Source organism: Orlajensenia leifsoniae (genome assembly GCF_004570845.1).
GTDB classification, from domain to species: Bacteria; Actinomycetota; Actinomycetes; order Actinomycetales; family Microbacteriaceae; genus Orlajensenia; species Orlajensenia leifsoniae.
In genome coordinates, this window is the sequence record NZ_SPQZ01000001.1 from 208352 (window position 1) to 227984 (window position 19633).

Consider the following 19633-nt stretch of genomic DNA (forward strand, 5'->3'; position numbering starts at 1 on the left):
CGAGGGCGATCCGCGCACGAAAGCAAGCCCTCACCGATCTTCCCGGTGTCGCGTAGCGTCGATGGGATGAAGCGCATCGTCACGCCCGACGCGGTCGGCTCCCCCGCCGTCGGTGCGGTCGCCTCTCCCGAGGTGCACCTGATGACGCTCAACGTGCGCCGCCGCATGGCTGCATCCGTCTCACCCCACGATCGCTGGAACCGGCGAGCGCCCCTCGTCTCCCGACTGCTGTCATCGGAACGGCCGACAGTGCTCGGCATCCAGGAGGCCCTTCCCGATCAGGCTGTCGTGGTGGCGGATGCCCTCGGCGACCGGTACACGTGCGTCGGCACGGGCCGAGACACGGATCGGCGAGGGGAACGCTGCGAGATCCACATCGACGGCGACCGGATGCGATTCCTCGACATGCGCGTGCACTGGCTCTCCGGCACTCCAGACGTCCCGGGTTCGCGCTCCTTCGGCAACCTCCTGCCGAGAGTGGCCGTGCAGGCCGAGGTGGAGGACCTCGAGGTCGGTAGTCGATTCCACGTGATCGTGACGCACCTCGACCACCTCTCCGAGAAGTCGCGCCGCCGGTCCGCCCGGTTGCTGCGCGAGATCGCCCGCAGCCTCGACGGCCCCGTCGTGGTGATGGGCGACTTCAACGGCGGACGCCGGTCTGGGGTCTTCGCCGAACTGACCCGCGACGACGTGCTCGTCGACACCTGGGGCACCGCCGCTCGGCGCCTGAGCCCGGAGTGGGGAACGTACTCCCGCTACAGGGCACCGGCGGCCGGCGGCAACAGACTCGACAGGATCCTGGTGAGCCCGTCGGTTCACGTCGATGCCGCCGCGATCAACCCCGTCCGCTTCGACGGGGCTGCGGCATCCGATCACGAACCCGTTCACGCCGTCGTGCGCTGGCCTGAGCGGGAGCCGCGGCCGCATCCGGAGCCGCGGCCGGAGCCGCATCCGGATCCACACCCGAATCCGAATCCGAATCCGAAGCCCCGAGAGGATGGCGACTCCCCCCGATGAGCGACCTCATCCAGACGTTCGTGCGACGCCCTGTCGGGCCGGGAGAAGTCGCGGCCGACGGCGTGCGCGCACTCGCCGTCGCCAGCGTGATCGCTGCCGGCATCGGCTGGGGCGCGGTGCAGGTCGGCATCTTCATGCTCGCGCTCCTCGGCGTGCTCGTTCCCCGCGCGCTGGGCCTGCGTCCGTCCGTGGACATCGCCACCGGCCTCATCGTTCTCGTGGCTGCGTGGAGCAACGTGTTCGACCTGTACTCCGAGGTGTTCGGCTGGGACAAGCTCGTGCACATCGCCCTCACCGGCGTCATCGCGACACTCGCCGTGATCGCGGCGCAGCGCAGCGGGCTCCTGCCGACGACCGGACACCGCGCCGGACTCGTGATGGCCACCGGGGCGTTCGGCCTCGCGGTCGGCGGTATCTGGGAGATGCTCGAGTGGGCAGGCAATGCGCTCACCGACGCCGTCATCTACGTCGGCTACGACGACACCATCGGCGATCTGGCGGCGGATGCCGTCGGCGGCATCATCGCCGGCCTGGCCCTGCCGTTCCTCACCGGGCGGAGTGCCGCCGTACGGAGTGGCGCCGAGGGCACCGATATCGGCACCGACGCTCACGCCGATGCCCGGATCACCGCAGGCAGGCCGCGATGACGCGGCTGGATCCGACGACGACCGCCCTCCCGGCGCCCACCGTGAGCGTCGTCATCCCCGTCAAGGACGACGCCCGGCCGCTGGTCGACTGCCTTCGGGCGCTTCGGGCGCAGACCGTCGCTCCCATCGAGATCATCGTCGTCGACAACGGGTCGACGGATGACTCCGGAGACGTGGCGCGGTCCTTCGGCGCCGTGGTCATCACCGAATCGCAGCCCGGCATCGGGGTGGCCAGCGCGACCGGCTACAGCGCGGCATCCGGCGACATCATCGCTCGGCTCGACGCCGACTCGATCCCGCAGTCGGACTGGGTGGCGACCATCGCCGACACCTTCGCCAGACTCGAGGATGTCGACGCCATCACCGGCCCTGCGCACTTCATCGACGGGCCGGAGTGGCTGCGCTCACCGGCCGCGGCCGTCTATCTCGGCTCGTACTTCCTGTTCACGGGAATGGCGCTCGGGCACGTGCCCCTGTTCGGCTCCAATCTCGCACTCCGCAGATCGACCTGGAGATCGGTTCGCCACGAGGTGCACGTGCACGACCAGCTCACCCACGACGATCTCGACCTGTCGTTCCACGTCGGGGTCAGCGGTTCCATCCGCTTCATCCCGTCGCTCCGATCCGGGATCTCGATGAGGCCGCTGAACGACGGCCGGGGTTCGCTTCGCTGGAAACGCGGTTTCCACACGGTGACGATCCACTGGCCGCACGACCTGCCGTGGCTCAGACTCGGCAGGCGCGTCGTGCACCGAGCCCGAAAGTCACCGCCACGCAGCCTGTCTCGCCGCTGACGTCATGTCCGCCGTCTGGTGAGGTGATTGCCGGGCCGCCGTCGTGGAAGACGACGACGGCGACCCGAGCAGAGCCGCGGTCGAAAGTGACCGCGGGTACGACGTCTACTTCTTGATGAAGGCCAGGATGTCCTGATCCAGTTCGGCCTGGTAGTCGCCGTAGATGCCGTGCGGGGCACCCGGGTAGACCTTGAGTGTGCCGTCCTTGACGAGCTCGATGGTCTTGAGCGCGGCGTCGCCGATGGGAACGATCTGGTCGTCGTCGCCCTGGGCGACGAAGATCGGAACGTCGAGGGCCTTCAGGTCTTCGGTGAAGTCGGTCTCGGAGAACGCCTTCACGCAGTCGTAGGCCGCAGCGAGGTTCACCAGCATGCCCTGACGCCAGAAGTCGCGCTTGGCGCCTTCGGAGACCGAGCTGCCCTCGCGGTTGGCGCCGAAGAACGCCTCGGTGAGCTCGATGTAGAACTGCGAGGCATCCTTGAGGACACCGGCACGGATGCCGTCGAAGACCTCGATCGGCAGGCCGTCGGGGTTCGAGTCCGACTTGACCATGATCGGGGGGACGGCACCGGCCGTGATGACCTTGACGACGCGCCCGACGCCGTGCTGGGCGGCGTAGCGCACGACCTCGCCACCACCCGTGGAGTGGCCGACCACGACGAGGTTCTGCAGGTCGAGGTGCTCGATGAGCTCTGCGAGGTCGCGGGCGTAGGTGTCCATGTCGTTGCCCGTGTAGGTCTTGGACGAACGCCCGTGGCCGCGGCGGTCGTGGGCGATGGCCCGGTATCCGTTGTCGGCGAGCAGCTTCACCTCGACCTGCCACGCGTCGGATGACAGCGGCCAGCCGTGGCTGAGCAGCACGGGCTGGCCCTCGCCCTGGTCGGTGTAGTAGATGTCGGTTCCGTCAGAGGTGGTGAAGTACGGCATGTCTCTCCTTCGATTCGGTCGTGCTCGAACCATGATCCATTTCGTCGGCGACTTCGCCGACAGCGGTTCGCGAATGGTGAAGAATCCGTTCGCCTCAGGTCAATTCCCCGGCCTGGAGCAGCGATGATCCCTCACTTCTTTTGAGTGTGGCCCTCCGAAGCGGCATCCTGTAGAACGTGGGCTGAACTGACAGCGCACGCGAAGGTTGGGGGTTCGATGTACCTTCCGCAGGCGACGCGCGAGCAGACGGGCTTCTCGTCAGCCGTGGCGACAGTGGTGAAGAGCAAGGCGCTCGGTCCGGTGCACCTCGTGCACACCAAGGCGCCGCTCGCCGGAGACGACCCGTTCGCCGGCTACACCGATCCGGGCGATGCCCTCGTCTGGGCCTTCATCACCGACGGCGCCATCGTGTGCAAGCGTGCCTACAACGACCTCGAGAACCGTGCCGGCCACATGAACATGAATCACATGCCACGGCTGAGCGGCTTCCAGATGACGCCGGACTTCCGCGCGCTCTCGATCCGCATGGACCGGCAGGCACTCGGTCTCTCGTCCTCCGACATCGACTCGATCGCGCGCACGGTCTTCCCACTCACCGAGGGACTGCCGCTGATGATCGGCTCGCTCGCCTCGCAGACCATGAGGATGAGCGGCGATCTCGGACCGGCATCCGGAGCCGCCCTAGCGCACTCGATCCTCGAACTCACCACGGCCTTCGTCGACGACTTCCTCGGTCGGCGATCGGCGCCCGAGACCATGCGCAGCAATCTCGTGACCGAGGCCAGGCAGTACGTCGACCTCTACTCCAGCAGTCCGGCTCTCTCTGCGGCATCGGTCGCTGCCGCACTGCAGGTCTCGCCCCGCACGCTGCAGAAGGCTTTCGAGCCCGAGGAGGACACGCTGGGCCGCCTCATCCTCGAGAGTCGGCTCGCGCGTGCCAGAGCCCTCATGGAACGGGACCGCGGCGGCCTGTTCCCCATCGGCGATATCGGCGTCCGTTCGGGCTTCGCGTCGCCCTCGGCGTTCAGCCGCGCGTTCCGGGCCCGCTACGGGCTGGCGCCGCGCGAGTGGCGGGAACGGTACCTGCAGTCCATCGCCGAGTAGCTGCAGCTCGACGGCACTGCGTCGCACGGCACGACGGTCGGAGGGTGTCAAGTCCCTGTCGACGTCCGATCAGCACGCCTAACGTCGAGGTGACGGCGTATCAGCCGACGGAACTGGAGACGCTCATGACGAACCCCGACGGCACGAACCCCGGCCACACCGATCCCGACATCGCGAGCGGCGAGATTACCGACGCCGATTTCGCACGGACCGGTTCCGGCGACTCGGGGCTGAGCGACTCGGAGCTGACCGAGAAGGACACTGCCGAGAGCCCCGGTAGCGAGTCGGAGACCGCCGCCAAGCAGGCCGACCCGATTCCGGATGGCGTCGACGACGACATCGATCGATCCCAGATCCTGGCCGTTCCGGGCACCGGCGGGCCCGATGATGCCGGCGACGTCGAGGTCGATCCCGCCGACCTGAACATGCCCGGCCGGGGCTGACGCGAGCCCGCGAGCGATCGATCATCGACACGAGGGCCGGACTGATCACTCGGCAGATGGCTCCCACGGCTCGATCGGCAGACCTTCCGGATCGTGTATGCGGCCGAAGCATCCGTAGTCCTCGGTGTTCCACTCGGCCCGGCGCTCCACCATGCAGCTGGCAGGGATGCGTGAAGATGGCACCGGCGAGAGTGGAGGCATCCGAGTGAAGATCGACCTCAAGAAGCAGATACCGAGCTACACGGCGCCCCGCGGACGGTTCGAGATCGTGACGGTTCCGCCGCTGCAGTTCCTCATGATCGACGGACACGGCGACCCCAACACGTCAGGTGCCTACGCCGATGCGCTCGCCACGCTCTTCCCGATCGCCTACGCACTGAAGTTCTTCAGCAAGCGCGAGCTCGACCGCGATTACACGGTGATGCCGCTCGAAGCACTGTGGTGGGCCGACGACATGGACTCCTTCACGACAGCGCGCGACAAGTCGCAGTGGAGCTGGACGCTTATGAACCTGGTCCCCGACTGGATCACGGTCGATCACCTCGATGTCGCACGCCAGGTCGCCGCGAAGAAAGGCGACGCACCCGTGCTCGACATGCTGCGCATGAAGATGCTCGACGAAGGGCAGGTGGTCCAGACCCTCCACATCGGATCGTACGACGATGAGGCCCCGGTGCTGAATGAGCTCCACTCCGAGTTCATCCCGGCGCACTCGCTGCGGATGACCGGCAGGCACCACGAGATCTATCTCAGCGATCCCAGACGAACGGCATCCGACAAGCTCAAGACGATCCTGCGCCAGCCCGTCAGCCCTGCCGGCGAACCATCTCAGTGATCCAGATCGGTGCGTACGGTGACGTGCACCCCGGCGGCGTCGGATAGTCCTTCAGCACCTCGAGCTCCTCGCCGATCGCGAGCGCCCGAGCGCGATATTCCGGGTGACGGATGCCGATCTGGGCGAGGCACTCGTTCATCGCCCACTGCAGCCGATCCGGGGCATCCTTCATGTGGGCTTCGATGATGCGGAGCAGGTCGTCGAGGTCGAGACCCTCCGGCGCCTTCGCCACGCGTTCGCTGGTCAGCGCCCACCCGGCGCTGGCGACGACGGGATCCTCGTCACCGAACCAGAGCACGCGCAGCTCCTCGGCGTCGGGGTTCTTCTTGACGATGTAGTTCACGAGCCAGTCGTGCACCTTCGGCACGCGCGCCTCGCGGAGCATCGCATCCAGCTCGGCCGCCGAGTACAGCTTGGGACGGCTGATCAGGATCGCCACGAGGCGGGCAGGGGTGTTCCCGGTCGCCCACAGGTCTCTGGCGAGGTCGGGCTGGATCTTGAGCTCCTTGGCCACCCCGCGGAGCTTCGTCAGGTTGACGCCGTGGTCGTCGCCGTGCCGCTCGTTCACCGCTCGGACCTTCGGGTCCTCCAGCGCGGCCAACTCGGCCAGCACGCCTTCGACCGTTCCCGGATGCACCGCGACTGAATCCATGGTGTCCTTCCTTCCATCTCGTCGGCCGCACGTCGTCGTACGACGCGCTCAGGTCACGCGCTAGCTGGAGACGCGGTTGCGCCCGGCGCGCTTGGCCCGGTACATCGCGGCATCCGCCTCTTCGAGGAGTCCGACCCTCGAGGCGCCGGGCTCCGCGACCACGATGCCGCACGACGCGGTGACGATCAGCGTCGCCACCTTCGTCTCGATGGGCGCGGCGATGGCGGCCACCATCCGGTCGGCGATCGCATGCACGTCCTCGCCGCCGACGACGTCGAGGAGCACCACGAACTCGTCTCCGCCGAGCCTCACGACGACATCCCGCTCTCGCGAATGCGCGATCAGGCGACGGGCGACCTCGAGGATGACGACGTCGCCGACATCGTGACCGTGAACGTCGTTCACGCTCTTGAAGTCGTCGAGGTCGACGAAGAGCAGCGCCCGGCCGTCGAGGTCGACCGGACTCCCGGCCGCCAGTCGCTCGGCGAGATAGCGGCGATTGTGCAACCCGGTCAGCGCGTCGCGCATGGCCAACTCGGCGAGCTGCGCCTGAGCCCGACGGTGCAGCACGGTCTCGAGCTCGTGTCCGAGTTCGAGCGCATCCTGGATCACCGTTCCCCACGGCAAGGACCTCCCGCGCACGGTGCTCTTCCATGTGGAGAACGAGGTGCGCGGCGACAGTTGGCTCGGACGATTGCCCGCACTCTGATCGCCGAGCCAGAAGATCTCGCGTGCGACCTCCCCCCGGAAGAAGACGAGCGTGTCGTCGGGTCCGGCGAGCGGTACCACGAGGAGCCCGGCGGTGCTCGGCAGCAGGGCCGAGATATCGGGACGGTCGGCCTCGAGCCCCTCGGAGACGAAGGCCTCTCCCGAGAGCAGCTCGAGCACCCGGGTCATGTCGTCGAGAGGAGGCACGTCGCCGGCCACTCGAGAGGTGCCGCCGATGTGCACGAGCACGCCGTCGGCCGGCACCAGGTCGAGTACGGTCCGCGGGCCCCGCAGCAGTGCAGACGGGATGTCGTCCGAGGCGTAGAGAGGAGCCAGCAACTCGGTGCGCCGCTCGCGCACCTCGACGAGGTGGCGCAGTCGAGCGATCTCGCGCATCGATGCGAACTGCATGGTGATCTGGGCGGCGAGCACTTCCAGAGCGCGTCGCAGCAGCACGGGAAGGCGCCGCTCGGTGCGATGCGCGCACGTGATCATGCCGACGAGCCGGCCGTCCTCGACGAGGGAGAGGGAGAACGTCGACGCCTGTCCCATGTTGCGCATGTACTGCAGGTGGTAGGGCGACACACCCCGCAGCTCGGCGTTCGAGAGGTCGACGGTTCGCAGCTCGTCGGAGATCGCGAGCAGGGGGATGGTGGGACTGCTCGTGCTCGCGATGGCCCGACCCACCTTCGTCACGTACAGGTCACGAGCCTGCGGAGGGATGTCGGATGAGGGGAAGTGGTGCCCCAGGAGGGATTCGAGTTCGGGGACGCTGTCGTCTGCGACGACCTCCCCATGTCCGTCCTCGTGGAAGTGGTAGATCATCACCCTGTCGAAACCGGTGACCCTCCGGATCTCCGCGGCGGCCTGCTGACGCAGTTCGGCGACGGATGCGACGGCTGTCAGCCGGTTGATCGCCGTGACGACGGCCGTGCGCGCGTACTCGTCGTGCGGCAGGGCCTCGAGCTCGACGATCGTGAGGTCGTCGACCCGGTGCACGATCGCGTCCGTCGGCGACCCCTCCCAGACCACCCGCACAGGATCGATCGCGCTCCCGGAGCGAACAGCCCCCTGCAACTCGGGGTTCCCGATCTCGGCGAACGGGCGGCCCAGCCAACTGCGTGCGTTCTCGCTCGCGACGACGACGACCTGCGTGGCAGCGTCGACGCCCAGCAGCGTCCCGTGAGACTGGATCACGCCGGGCGTGCGGATGGGCTCCTTCGCGCATTCGGCGAGTCGACGAAGCTCGTCGGGATCGATGGCGAGTTCCGCCGGGTCCACTGCGACTCCGTCTGCCGGGGATCGGGCCGGCTGATCCAGTCTATTCAGCCGCCGGACAGAGGCTCCGTGTCGGACATGCCGCCTGCCGAAGGCGGCCTACCGGCATCCGCCACTCCGGCGTACCGTGGGGGGGTGACGGTGCCCTGCCGATCCCGACTCGACTGTGGTCGGATTCGACGTGATCAACGATCGAGCGGGACCGAGCATGGCACCCGGATGTCGGAGAGTGCGGTGGGCACGATGTGGGTCTGTCGGGAGCACGGAGTACGGGTCATCGAGGTGAGGAAGCCGTCGCGGGCGGTGAAGAGCGGGAGACGACCGCCCGATCCTGTGGTCGTCGGCTACGCATGCCCGGCTTCGCCGGGGCGGGTGCTGCGGGAGGACGAGGTCGTCGATCCCGACAGTTAGCCGAAACCGGCTGCTTCAGGCGATGACGGATGCCGGCAGGCGAACCTCGATCCGCAGCCCGCCCTCGGCCCGTGGCGTCAGGAGCAGGGTTCCGTCATGCGCTCGCACGATACTCGCGACGATCGCGAGCCCGAGGCCGACTCCGGCCTGGTCGCGGTGGACGCGCTCGGTTCCGCGCTGGAAGGGTTCCGTGAGGGTCGCGACCACGCCGGGCGCGAGCACTTCCCCCGTGTTCTCGATCGCCAGGATCACCGAGCCCGGAGCGGCTGTCGTCGTCACCCACACCGCTCCCCCCTCGGGGTGGTTGTGGACGATCGCGTTGTGCACGAGGTTCGTGGTCATCTGCAGCAGCAGCGCCGGGGAACCGACAGCCGGGGCCAGCTCCCCAGCCGTCGTGATGGTGATGCCGCGCTTCTCCGCCAGAGGCAGGAGCGTCTCGGTGGCCTCCTCGGCCAGGAGCGAGAGGTCGACGCTCTCGGGGGTGAAGGCGCGCTGGTCGGCACGACTGAGAAGGAGCAGGGCCTCGGTGAGGTCGATCGCCCGAGTGTTGACGGCGCGCAGGCGTTCGAGGAGCGCCGTCGTGTCCTGGTTCGGATCGGTGATGGCGACGTCGAGCATCGCCTGCGTCGTCGCCAACGGGGTGCGCAGCTCATGGGACGCGTTCGCCGCGAAGCGTCGCTGCTCGGCGACCTGGGCCTCGACCCGTTCGAGCATGGTGTCGAAGGCATCGGCGAGCTCCCGGAACTCGTCGTTCCGGCCCGGCATCCGGATGCGCTGGGAGAGGGAGCCGTTCGCGGCCTTGCGCGTTGCCGTCGTGATGCGCGTCAACGGCGCGAGCATCCGACCGGCCAGGAACCACCCGCCCAGCAGCCCGAACAGCACCAGGAAGAGCACGACCCATGCCGCCGCCGGGGCGAAGGCCCGCACGAGATCGTCTCGGCCGGGAACGAACCCACCGATCGTGTTGACCGCCTCGGCCGGAACGTAGCGGAGGATGAACGCCCACACGACTGCGAGGAGCAGCACCACGGCGACGGCGAGGAATCCGGCATAACTGAGGGTGAGCTTGAGCCTGACGCTCCATCCGGGCTCCCTAGCCACTTCGGCCTCCGGCATCCGGTGCCGTGTCGATGCGGTAGCCGACGCCGGGCACCGTGGCGATGAGCCAGGGTTCACCCAGCCTCTTGCGGAGAGCCGAGACCGTGATGCGCACCGCGTTGGTGAACGGGTCGGCGTTCTCGTCCCACGCGCGCTCGAGGAGCTCCTCGGCACTGATGACTCCACCCTCAGCCTCGACCAGCACCTCGAGCACGGCGAACTGCTTGCGGGTGAGCGCCACGTATCGCCCGTCGCGGTAGACCTCGCGCCGGAACGGATCGAGTCGGAGGCCGGCGAGTTCACGCACCGGTGGCCTGGTGTGGGCGCGCCTGCGGTCGAGCGCTCGGAGCCTGAGAACCAGCTCGCGCATCTCGAACGGTTTGGTGAGGTAGTCGTCAGCGCCGATCTCGAACCCGGTGGCCTTGTCGTCGAGCCTGTCGGCGGCGGTGAGCATGATGATCGGCATCCCGCTGCCCGATGCGACGATGCGCTCGGCGACCTCGTCGCCCGATGGCCCCGGGATGTCGCGGTCGAGGACGGCGATGTCGTAGTCGTTGATGCTCAGCAGTTCCAGGGCCGTGCCGCCGTCGCCTGCGATATCGGCCGCAATGGCCTCCAGGCGCAGGCCATCGCGGATGGCGTCGGCCAGGTAGGGCTCGTCCTCGACGATCAGCACTCGCACACCCGCCATGCTACGAGCCGGCGCATATCGTCGGGATATCGAAAACGGCTTACGCCCCCGCAACATCCTGTCGACTGTGCTGGAGGCATGTCCTCCAGCAAGCCACTCCACAGTCCGCTCCGCACGACCACCCACCGCATCCGCTCGGCCATCATCATCACCGTGGCGATGGCTGTGACCGGGATCGTCGCCGCCGGGGCGGTCGTCGTCAGCACTCTCGCGTCGTCCAGCGGGCACTCGGCGGCGGCAGTGCTCTCTCCCGGTCTCGGAAGCATCGGCGTCGACGCTCTCGGGGCGGACGGCGAGGTCGACGATGAGGTGAGCGTCTTCGACGACGACGTTCCTGCCATCGCGAACCTCGACCCGGCGCTTCTCGATGCGGTTCGCCGAGCCGCAACCGACGCCGCCGCCCTCGACGACGTGACCTTCACGGTCAACAGCGGGTGGCGATCCCCCAGCTACCAGGAACAGCTCCTCCGCGAGGCCGTCGACGAGTACGGGTCCGAAGCTGAGGCTGCCCGCTGGGTCGCCACGGCGGAGACCTCGCCCCACGTGAGCGGAGACGCGATCGACATCGGACCGTTCGATGCGACGTACTGGCTGTCGCAGCACGGGGCCGAGTACGGACTGTGCCAGATCTACGCGAACGAGTCGTGGCATTTCGAGCTGAGACCGGATGCCGTCGCGGACGGTTGCCCGGCCATGTACGAGGACCCCACCTTCGACCCGCGGATGCAGCAGTGACTCGGGACGGAGGTGCCGCCGGCGTCCGTCAGGGGAACCCGGCCACATTGGTCGTGCTGTTCGGAATCTATCTCTCGCTGCTCGCCTGGATCGTGCTGTGGAAGCTCGACGTGCCCTGGGTCGGCGGTGTGCAGCGCGTGATCAAGGTCGTCCCGTTCGCGGCCACGTCGGGAAACGGCGCCAGTGCACCGTTCGAGGTCGCGATGAACCTCGTGCTCTTCATTCCCTTCGGCGTCTACCTCGGCCTCCTCGCACCACGGTGGTCGTGGTGGAGGGCCGGCGGCACGGTTGCGGGCGCGAGCTTCGCCCTGGAGGTCACGCAGTACGTCCTCGCCGTCGGAAGCACCGACGTCACCGACGTCCTGGTCAACGCGGCCGGCGGCCTGATCGGATTCGGCCTCCTCACTCTGGCACGCCGCCGGTGGCGGGTGACCACGAGCACCATGACGCGAATCTGCTCGGCCGGGACTGTGGTCGTCGTGATCGCGAGCGCGATCTTCGTCGCCGCTCCCCTGAACATGAGACCGCCCGACGGCGGTCGCCTCCAGCGCTCGGCGACGGTATCGCTCGGGCTGGAGGCGTGACGCGTCGTCAGCTGGGGTCGACGCGCAGAGTCGTCGAGACGGCCTGCGCACTCGTGATCGCCCGCACAGGCGAACCATGTCCGTACTTGGCGCGGTACGCGGCATCGATCTCGGCGTCACGGGTGTCGTCCCGGGTGAAGACGACATCCCTCGAGACCCCGCCCGACTCGATCCGGCCCGTGCCCAGCACCTGAGTGCCACGGAACCATGCGGCTTCGGGTCCGTTGACTGAACGGACGTAGATGGCGTCACCGACCCGGACCTGCCAGATGATGACGAGCTTGCGCAGGGTGCCGTCGGTACGCCGCCCGGCGATGCGCAACTCCCCGGCTCGGCCGATGCGGTCGAGTTCGGATTCGGTCCACTCAGCCATGTCAGTTCCCTCCCTGGTTGCGGCGGAGGGCGCTCGGCACGAGCGTCGCGCCGCCGTAGCTGTTGTCGTCGGGATTGACCGTCACGCCAGGGGGCACGAGATGGTCGATCCTGTCGAGGATCTCGTCGGTCAGCCGCACGTCGACCGCCGGCAGCTGGGAGTCGAGCTGCTCCATGGTGCGCGGGCCGATGATGGCCGCCGTCACTCCCGGGTGGTTGATGACGAAGGCAATGGCCAGGTGGATGAGGCTGATGCCGGCCTCGTCGGCGACCTGGGCGAGCGCATCGACGATCTCCAGCTTCCGTTGGTTCGCCGCCGACGTCATGTCGAACCGGGCGGTGGGACGCGCGGCCGACGTCGGAGTCGGGGCGCTGTCTTTGCGCCACTTGCCGGAGAGCCATCCGCCGGCCAGAGGACTGTAGGTGAGGGTTCCCATGCCGTGGCGCTGGGTCGTGGGGAGCACGTCCTCTTCGATACCGCGAACGAGGATCGAATACGGCGGCTGCTCGGTGACGAAACGGGAGAGGTGATGATCGCGGGCCGCGACCTGTGCCTCGACGATCTGGCTTCCGGAATAGGACGACGAACCGATGTAGCGCACCTTGCCCTGCCGCACCAGATCGGTGAGAGCACCGAGCGTCTCCTCGACATCGGTGGTGACGCTCGGACGGTGCACCTGGTAAAGGTCGATGTAGTCGGTTCCCAAGCGGCGCAGGGAGTTCTCGACCTCGCTCATGATCCATTTCCTGGAGCCGCCGCTTCGGTTCGGCCCCTCCCCCATGGGCATGAAGAACTTGGTCGCGAGCACGACGTCATCGCGTCGCCCTTGGAGGGCCCGACCGACGATCTCCTCCGATGCGCCGGCCGAGTACACGTCGGCGGTGTCGACGAAGTTGATGCCGGCATCGAGCGCCCGGTGGATGACGCGGATGGAGTCATCCACGTCCTGGTTGCCCCACGGGCCGAACATCATCGTGCCCAGGCACAACGGGCTCACGTCAACGCCGGTGCGGCCCAATATGCGGTAATCCATCTGCAGTTCTCCTGGTCTCGTGCCGCGCTGGCGGCCCGTATCTCCCCCAACCTAGGTCGGCGTTCCGCGCCGAGGGAGGCTCTGCCGTTACCTGCTTCGCCGGCTGCGGTCGCCCGGGCCGGACCCGCTGGCCCGTCCTCAGAGCAGCTCGGCGATCATCGCGGCTGCCCGTGCTGCGCCATCCGTCTCGACCGGCCTGTATCGGGTGGTCTCCCGGCCCAGCCCCGCGATGATGGCCTCGGCGAGCGCGTCAGGATCAGCGGCCTCCTCATAGGGCAGCAGATCACCGGCTCGGTATCGCTCGAGGCGGTGGCGCACGTGGAAGTTCTGCTCGAAATGGTGGCGCAGCGGCACGTAGAGGAACGGTGTGCGGGTGGCCGTGAGCTCCATGCAGGTCGTCAGGCCGCCCTGCACGACGGCGAGATCGGCGACGGCGAGATGGCGGTGGAGGTCGGGGACGTGTCCCTTCACCGTCGAGCCTCGTCGACGCGGAAGCGAGCGTGGATCGATGCGGGGACCCGCGACGATGACGAATCGGAGATCGGATGCCGCCCGTCGAGCGAGCGGAACGGCGTCGAGCACGCGTCGCAGCAACGGCTCACCCACACCGGATCCCCCGACGGCGACGACGCACAGCGGCTCCCCTTGCGCGTACCCGAGCTCGCCCCGGAGTCGCTCACGGTCGGCGACCTCAGCGGGGTCGAAGCCCGTCACGTAGCCGGCGAAGTCGAAGTTCTCCCCGACCCAGTCGCGGATGAGCGGGAGGCCGGGGCCGAACGCGTGCGGCACCACATCGTCGGGCGAGCCCACGAAGATCGACCTCTCGCGCACGTGCCGGAAACGGGCGCGCTGCTCGATCATCTCGGCGTTGTAGTCGGCCGTCAGCGCCTCCTCCCGGCTTCCCCCATCCGGCATCGGAAGCCAGCCGACGAAGTCGGTCATCCAGGCGAAGGCGAAGCGCTTGAGTTCGGGGTTCTCGTGCAGGTGATGGTCGACGTCCCACGCCTCGTCGCCGATGACGAGGTCGAAGTCCTCGTCGCGCACGACATCGTCGAACACCATGAAGTTGTGCACGAGGAGCTCGTCCATGCGGCGGATGGCCTGGAAGGCGTGCAGATCGTGCTCGCCGGCCTCGTGCTCGATGTGCCTGCTCTCGTTGGCGAGGAACGCCGACGCCGGATGCACGATTTCCCCCGCCTGCTCGAGCACGGCGGTGACCGGATGCTGGGCGAGCCAGCTGATCTCGACATCCGGATGCCGCATCCGCAGCTCTCGGGCTATCGCGAGGTCGCGTCGGGCATGGCCGAGGCCGATCGGTGACGAGAGGTAGAGCACCTTCCGACGGCGGCGGGCCGCCCGCGTCCACGTCGTGGTGCGCCGCACGGGGGTCGGCACGGCGATCCGGTCCGCGAAGTCCCGGATCAGGCGGTTCACCCTCACGGGGTCGCGGGCGAGGGGTCCGTGCCCGCAGCCCTGCAGGAGAACGACGTCACCGCCCGTGAGCGCAGCGATGCGCTCGCTCACCGCCGGCGGGGAGATCTCATCCTGCGTGCCGTGGATGAGCAGCACCGGGCAGCGGATCTCCGCGCAGACCTCCTCCAGCGGAACCACCGGAACTCCGAGGTAGCCGTGCATCCCCGCCGTGGCGTCGGCGACGATCTCCGGGCTGGTCTGATGAGCCCACTCCACGGCGTCCTCGATCTGCTTCGTGGAGTGCGGTTCGGCGAACATGCGGGCGAAGAAGAAGTCGACGAAGGCGTCGTAGCCACCCGTGAGCCAGAACTCGCGGTTGTACATCGCCCAGCCCGAGCCCGCGTCGCTCGGAGCCTCCCACCCGGCGCCGGCGCGTGCAGGTCGCGTGACGCGGATGTTGCCGGACGCGCCGATCCCCACGATGCCGACGACGCGATCCGGATGGGACGCCGCGAGGTGCAGCGCCCACGTGACGCCCCACGAGAGCCCGACGACGATGGCCCGCGGCGTCGATGTCGCCTCCAGCACGGCCGCCGCGTCTCGGGCGTACTCGTCATCGCGGTACGCCGCAGCACCGCTCGGTCGAGCCGATGCGCCGTTACCCCGGCCGTCGAACACCACCACGCGGTAGTGCCGGGCGAGGTAGCCGAGCTGGCCCTTCCAGATGCGCGAGTGCACGATCGTCCACGTCGGCATGAGCAGCAAGGTGGCCGGCCCGTCGCCGTAGACGGCGTAGGAGATCTCCACGCCGTCCCGAACGATCGAGCCGCTGTCTCGTGGGCTCGCCACTGACACGGGTTCAGCCACCTCGCCAGTATCCTCCGCCGACCCGGGTCACGGACGTACCTCCAGCACGCGGTTGAACGGGGTCTCGGCCGCCGAGCGGAACCTGGAGAACCCCGCGGCGGTGACCACGTCGTGGATGCGAGCCGGTCCGGCCTGGGTTCCGAGCGCAAGCCCGACGTCCTGGGACAGCGATGCCGGCGTGCAGAGCAGCGTGGAGAAGCCGTAGTAGGCGCGTCCGACGGGGTTCAGGTTGTCGCTCACGCTGTCGCCGGCCATCGGCTCGACGACCATCCAGGTGCCGTCGGGCGCGATGCTCTCGCGCACGTGCCGCGCCGCGCCGACGGGGTCGCCCATGTCGTGCAGGGCGTCGAAGGTCGTCACGAGGTCGTAGCCCTCCCCGCCGAACGCCGTGGATCCGGCGACCTCGAAGGTCACGCGGTCGTCCACCCCGGCCGAGCGAGCACGCTCGCGGGCGACGTCGATGGATGCCTCGTGGTAGTCGGAGCCGACGAAGGTGGAGTTCGGGAACGCCTGCGCCATGATGACGGTCGACGCCCCGTGCCCGCATCCGATGTCCGCGACCCGAGCTCCCCGCTGCAGCTTCTCGACGACGCCGTCCAGGGCGGGGAGCCACTCGTCGACGAGGTGGGCGTTGTACATGGTGCGGAAGAAGCGCTCGCAGCCGTCGTGCACGTCGCTGTTGTGTTCGTGCCAGCCGACGCCGGCGTTGTTGCGGGCGGCGTCCATCACGCTGTCGACATCGTGGATGGTCCCGAGCGCGATCTGGAAGAAGCCCGGCAGGTAGGCGGGGCTCGAGACGTCGGTGAGGGCGGCGATCTGCTCGGGCGGGAGCGTGTACCGGTTGGTGGCGGCGTCGTACTCGACGTAGCCGCCGGCGGCCTGGGCGTTCAGCCATTCCCGCGCGTAGTGCTCGTCGGTGCTCGTGTCCTGCGCGAGCCTGGCTGCATTCGTGGGTCCGGATGCGGCCATCGCCCGGTAGTAGCCGAGCTTGTCGCCGAGCACGACGAGGGCCGTGTTGAGCGTCGCCCCGACCTCGTCGACGGCCTTGCCGACGAATGCCATGAGCTTGTCGATGTCGATGGTCGCGGCCGCAGCCGGCGAGTCCTGAATGTCGGTCATGATGCTTCCTCTGTTCGGGTTGCCGGCTCGGTTGCCGACGCCAGCGAGGCTAGGCCGACCGCGCGGTCGCTCGTATCGGGTGGGCCCCCTGGGATCCGCCCGGACGCGGGATCCGCCTCACGCCTAGACTGGCGGCGTGCTGCTCGGGCGTGCTGCGGAGCGGCAGGCGATCGAGCGCCTGCTCGCCGGGGCACGCGTGGGCGACGGCGGCGCACTCGTCATCACCGGAGATCCGGGCATCGGCAAGTCAGCCCTGCTCGATGCCGTGCGATCGACGACAGCCGGGATGCTGGTCATCACCGTGCGCGGAGCGGAGGCCGAGCACGAGGTGCCGTTCGCGGGACTGCACCAGCTCTGCGCTCCGCTCTCGGGGCTCATCCCCGACCTCGCCGCCCCGCAGGCCGACGCCCTCGGCGTGGCCCTCGCCCTCCGCGACGGTCCGGCCCCCGGACGGTTCGCCGTCGGAGCCGCCCTCCTCGGGCTCCTCACCCGCGCGGCCGAGGACACGCCGCTGGCCGTCGTCATCGACGATGCCCAGCACCTCGACGAGTCATCGGCCTCCGCCATCGCCTTCGTGGCGAGACGGCTGTCGAGCGACCCCGTCGCGATCCTCGTCGCCGAGCGCACCGGCAGCCCATCCGTTCTCACGGGATTGACGCGGCTCGAGCTCGGGCCGCTCGAGGCCACCGCCGCCCGTGAGCTGCTGACCGCTGATGCCGGCCGACCGCTCGACGACGAGGAGTTCTCCCGACTCCACCGGGCAACGGCGGGCAACCCGCTGGCCCTGCTCGAGCTGGGGAACCGTCGGATCGAGTTCGCCGCCGCTCCCCCGGGCTCGCCGATTCCCCTCACCGGCGAGTTGCTCACGGCCTTCTCGGTGCGGCAACGCTCGCTCTCCGATGACGCGCGGGCGGCCCTCCTCCTGGCATCGATCAGCGGCGATGACGTCGACGTGCTGATGCGTGCGTGCACGGCGCAGGGGGTGCCGTTCGCCGCGCTCGAGGAGGCCGAGGCCGCCGGGCTCGTGCGCCTGCAGCCCGGGGAGGTCGGCTTCCGGCATCCGTTGGTCAGGGCAGCCGTGTATGCGGACTCCGTTCCGACCGCGCGGCGGGCCGCGCACCGGATCCTCGCCGACGTTCTGGGCAGCAGCCAGCCCGACCGTCGAGCCTGGCACCGGGCGGAGGCCGCGATCGGGCCGGACGAGGCCACCGCGGCTCTGCTCGACGGCGTCGCAGCGGTGTCGGCGGCTCGCGGCGCCTATGCCGTCGCCGCTGCGCAGTACGAACGCGCGGCAGACCTCACGGTGGCGAGGGATGAGAAGGCGGAACGGATGCTGCACGCCGGAGAGCAGTCGTGGCTGGCGGGCGACCGCGATCGGTCGCGCACCCTGCTCGGCCGCGCGCTCGAGGCTGCGCCGACCTCCGACGCGAGGGCGCGCGCGCTGATCCGGTTGGGAACGGTCGAGGCCCGCTGCGGATCTCTCGCTGCGGCACGCGATCTGCAGTTCGAGGCCTACGCGGAGGCACGGGGGCACGACACCGACCTCGCCGTGTCGGCTCTGGCGGATGCCGTGGAGTCCTGCCTGTTCCTCGCCGACGCGGAGTCCGCCCTGAGGGCGGGCGAGATGCTGGTCGAGCACGCGGCATCCGGTTCCCTCGACGGCATCCCGTACTACGCGGCCGGAGTCGCGGAGATCCTCGGCGGCAGCGCCGACCGGGGCGCGAACCTCATCCGCACGGGGCTCGCACGGGCTACCCCCTCGGCCACGTCCTCCCCTGCGTCCTCGGCCGTGGAGGAGCAGTGGGGACTGAGCTGGAGCCTCACGGCGCCCCTGTTCCTGCGCGAGTCGGGCGCGGCACGCGACAGGATCACCGAGGCCGCCCGGGTCGCGCGAACTCACGCGGCCGTCGGGGTGCTCCCCTTCCTGTTGACCCTGCTGGCCAAGGACGATGCCGCCGCGACGAACTGGCATCGCGCCGACGAGGGCTACGCCGAGGCCGTGCGGCTCGCGCGGGAGAGCGGTCATGACACCGATCTGGCGCTCGCGCTCGGCGGATGGGCCTGGCTCGGCGCTCGCCGGGGAGACTCCGACAGTGCGCGAGAGCATGCCAGGGAGGCGGGCGAACTCGCCTCAGCGCACGACGCCAACCTCGCCGGCATCTGGGCGTCGTGGGCGATCGCCGACCTCGCCTCAGTCGAAGGGCGGGCTTCGGAGGCGACGACGTCGTATGAGGCCCTGCAGGATCGACTGCGCGAGCTCTCCCTCGGCGACGTCGACCTGGCGCCGGTGCCCGAGCTGATCGAACACCTCAAGCCGGCGGCTGGAGCCGGCGAGCGGCTGGAATCCCTCGCCCGGTCCTACCTCGAGGCCGCGCGGAGAAAGGCCTTGCCGTGGGCCCTCGCCAGGTCTCACCGGGCGATGGCCATCGTCGCCGACGACGAGCAGGAGGCCGAGCGCTGGTTCGGCACAGCCCTCGAACTGCACGAGGGCACCCCCGACGTCTACGAGGCCGCCCGCACCTTCCTCGCCCTGGGATCGCGCCGGCGGCGAGCTCGCCGCCGTGCCGCCTCACGCGATCCGCTGAGGGCGGCCCTCGAGCGATTCGACAGGCTCGGAGCGACCCCGTGGGCCGACCGCGCCGCCGCGGAGCTCGCCGCAACCGGCGAGACCGCGGTGCGCCGTGAGGCCGGCTCGCTCGCGACGCTCACCCCGCAGGAGCGCCAGATCGGCGCCCTCCTGGCCGATGGACTGACGACGCGCGAGGCGGCCGCATCGCTGTTCCTCAGTCCGAAGACCGTGGAGTACCACCTGCGACACGTGTACCTGAAGCTCGGCATCCGTTCACGCGACGAACTGCGGCAGGTGCTCGAACACTGAACTCCCCGCTGTGCGCGGCGCTCCGG

At 69.1% G+C, this 19633-nt stretch carries 18 protein-coding genes; 9 read left to right on the forward strand and 9 right to left on the reverse strand.

Annotation, left to right across the window (positions count from 1 at the left end):
- The first annotated feature begins 66 nt into the window (after window positions 1–66).
- Genes E4M00_RS01045 through E4M00_RS01055 form a run of 3 tightly spaced genes read left to right on the forward strand, consistent with a single transcriptional unit; the run spans window position 67 to window position 2458 of the window.
- On the forward strand, window positions 67–1017 hold the full coding sequence (locus E4M00_RS01045; RefSeq protein ID WP_135118722.1) for an endonuclease/exonuclease/phosphatase family protein: 951 nt from the start codon (window positions 67–69) through the stop codon (window positions 1015–1017).
- Entirely contained in the window at window positions 1014–1664 is a 651-nt protein-coding gene (locus E4M00_RS01050; RefSeq protein ID WP_135118723.1) for a DUF2238 domain-containing protein, read from the forward strand. Before E4M00_RS01045 ends, E4M00_RS01050 begins: the two co-directional genes overlap by 4 nt.
- Window positions 1661–2458, forward strand: coding sequence for a glycosyltransferase family 2 protein (locus E4M00_RS01055; protein WP_135118724.1), 798 nt, complete (start codon window positions 1661–1663; stop codon window positions 2456–2458). Before E4M00_RS01050 ends, E4M00_RS01055 begins: the two co-directional genes overlap by 4 nt.
- Before the next feature lie 105 nt (window positions 2459–2563).
- Here E4M00_RS01055 and E4M00_RS01060 read toward each other — a convergent pair whose 3' ends face one another.
- On the reverse strand, window positions 2564–3385 hold the full coding sequence (locus E4M00_RS01060) for an alpha/beta fold hydrolase (RefSeq protein WP_135118725.1): 822 nt from the start codon (window positions 3383–3385) through the stop codon (window positions 2564–2566).
- A gap of 216 nt (window positions 3386–3601) precedes the next feature.
- On the opposite strand from E4M00_RS01060, the gene E4M00_RS01065 reads away from it, so the two are divergent.
- The 3 genes from E4M00_RS01065 (at window position 3602) to E4M00_RS01080 (ending at window position 5767) form a co-directional block, all read left to right on the forward strand.
- Complete coding sequence (locus E4M00_RS01065) at window positions 3602–4489, forward strand: helix-turn-helix domain-containing protein (protein WP_135118726.1); 888 nt, start codon at window positions 3602–3604, stop codon at window positions 4487–4489.
- A gap of 125 nt (window positions 4490–4614) precedes the next feature.
- Window positions 4615–4932 (forward strand): hypothetical protein, encoded by a 318-nt coding sequence (locus E4M00_RS01070; protein WP_135118727.1) that lies wholly within the window; start codon window positions 4615–4617, stop codon window positions 4930–4932.
- 205 nt (window positions 4933–5137) lie between these two features.
- Window positions 5138–5767, forward strand: coding sequence for a GyrI-like domain-containing protein (locus E4M00_RS01080; protein WP_240036754.1), 630 nt, complete (start codon window positions 5138–5140; stop codon window positions 5765–5767).
- Here E4M00_RS01080 and E4M00_RS01085 read toward each other — a convergent pair.
- The 4 genes from E4M00_RS01085 to E4M00_RS01100 all read right to left on the reverse strand — a co-directional run bounded on the left by E4M00_RS01085 (window position 5739) and on the right by E4M00_RS01100 (window position 10596).
- Window positions 5739–6419 carry a DNA alkylation repair protein gene (locus E4M00_RS01085; protein ID WP_193555532.1) on the reverse strand — a complete coding sequence of 227 codons (681 nt, stop codon included), beginning with the start codon at window positions 6417–6419 and terminating at the stop codon, window positions 5739–5741. The genes E4M00_RS01080 and E4M00_RS01085 overlap by 29 nt on opposite strands.
- A gap of 60 nt (window positions 6420–6479) precedes the next feature.
- Window positions 6480–8408 (reverse strand): diguanylate cyclase, encoded by a 1929-nt coding sequence (locus tag E4M00_RS01090; RefSeq protein ID WP_240036756.1) that lies wholly within the window; start codon window positions 8406–8408, stop codon window positions 6480–6482.
- Window positions 8409–8831: 423 nt separating this feature from the next.
- Complete coding sequence (locus E4M00_RS01095; protein ID WP_275668141.1) at window positions 8832–9932, reverse strand: sensor histidine kinase; 1101 nt, start codon at window positions 9930–9932, stop codon at window positions 8832–8834.
- Complete coding sequence (locus tag E4M00_RS01100; RefSeq protein WP_135118729.1) at window positions 9910–10596, reverse strand: response regulator transcription factor; 687 nt, start codon at window positions 10594–10596, stop codon at window positions 9910–9912. The genes E4M00_RS01095 and E4M00_RS01100 overlap by 23 nt, the downstream gene beginning before the upstream one ends.
- Before the next feature lie 87 nt (window positions 10597–10683).
- Between E4M00_RS01100 and E4M00_RS01105 the strand changes: the two genes are divergently transcribed.
- Both E4M00_RS01105 and E4M00_RS01110 read left to right on the forward strand, forming a co-directional pair.
- A complete protein-coding gene (locus E4M00_RS01105; protein WP_135118730.1) occupies window positions 10684–11340 on the forward strand; it encodes a M15 family metallopeptidase in 657 nt (218 codons plus the stop codon).
- A complete protein-coding gene (locus tag E4M00_RS01110; RefSeq protein ID WP_135118731.1) occupies window positions 11337–11924 on the forward strand; it encodes a VanZ family protein in 588 nt (195 codons plus the stop codon). Before E4M00_RS01105 ends, E4M00_RS01110 begins: the two co-directional genes overlap by 4 nt.
- Window positions 11925–11931: 7 nt before the next feature.
- Here E4M00_RS01110 and E4M00_RS01115 read toward each other — a convergent pair whose 3' ends face one another.
- The 4 genes from E4M00_RS01115 to E4M00_RS01130 all read right to left on the reverse strand — a co-directional run bounded on the left by E4M00_RS01115 (window position 11932) and on the right by E4M00_RS01130 (window position 16729).
- The gene (locus tag E4M00_RS01115) at window positions 11932–12297 is read right to left on the reverse strand and encodes a DUF2255 family protein (protein ID WP_135118732.1); all 366 of its coding nucleotides are present in this window, start codon (window positions 12295–12297) and stop codon (window positions 11932–11934) included.
- 1 nt (window position 12298) lies between these two features.
- Window positions 12299–13330, reverse strand: a complete 1032-nt coding sequence (locus E4M00_RS01120; RefSeq protein WP_135118733.1) for an aldo/keto reductase — start codon at window positions 13328–13330, stop codon at window positions 12299–12301.
- Between the two features lie 138 nt (window positions 13331–13468).
- Window positions 13469–15610 (reverse strand): alpha/beta hydrolase, encoded by a 2142-nt coding sequence (locus tag E4M00_RS01125; RefSeq protein ID WP_240036759.1) that lies wholly within the window; start codon window positions 15608–15610, stop codon window positions 13469–13471.
- 27 nt (window positions 15611–15637) lie between these two features.
- The gene (locus E4M00_RS01130; protein WP_135118734.1) at window positions 15638–16729 is read right to left on the reverse strand and encodes a class I SAM-dependent methyltransferase; all 1092 of its coding nucleotides are present in this window, start codon (window positions 16727–16729) and stop codon (window positions 15638–15640) included.
- Window positions 16730–16865: 136 nt separating this feature from the next.
- Between E4M00_RS01130 and E4M00_RS01135 the strand changes: the two genes are divergently transcribed.
- Window positions 16866–19607 (forward strand): ATP-binding protein, encoded by a 2742-nt coding sequence (locus tag E4M00_RS01135; RefSeq protein WP_135118735.1) that lies wholly within the window; start codon window positions 16866–16868, stop codon window positions 19605–19607.
- Window positions 19608–19633 lie beyond the last annotated feature (26 nt).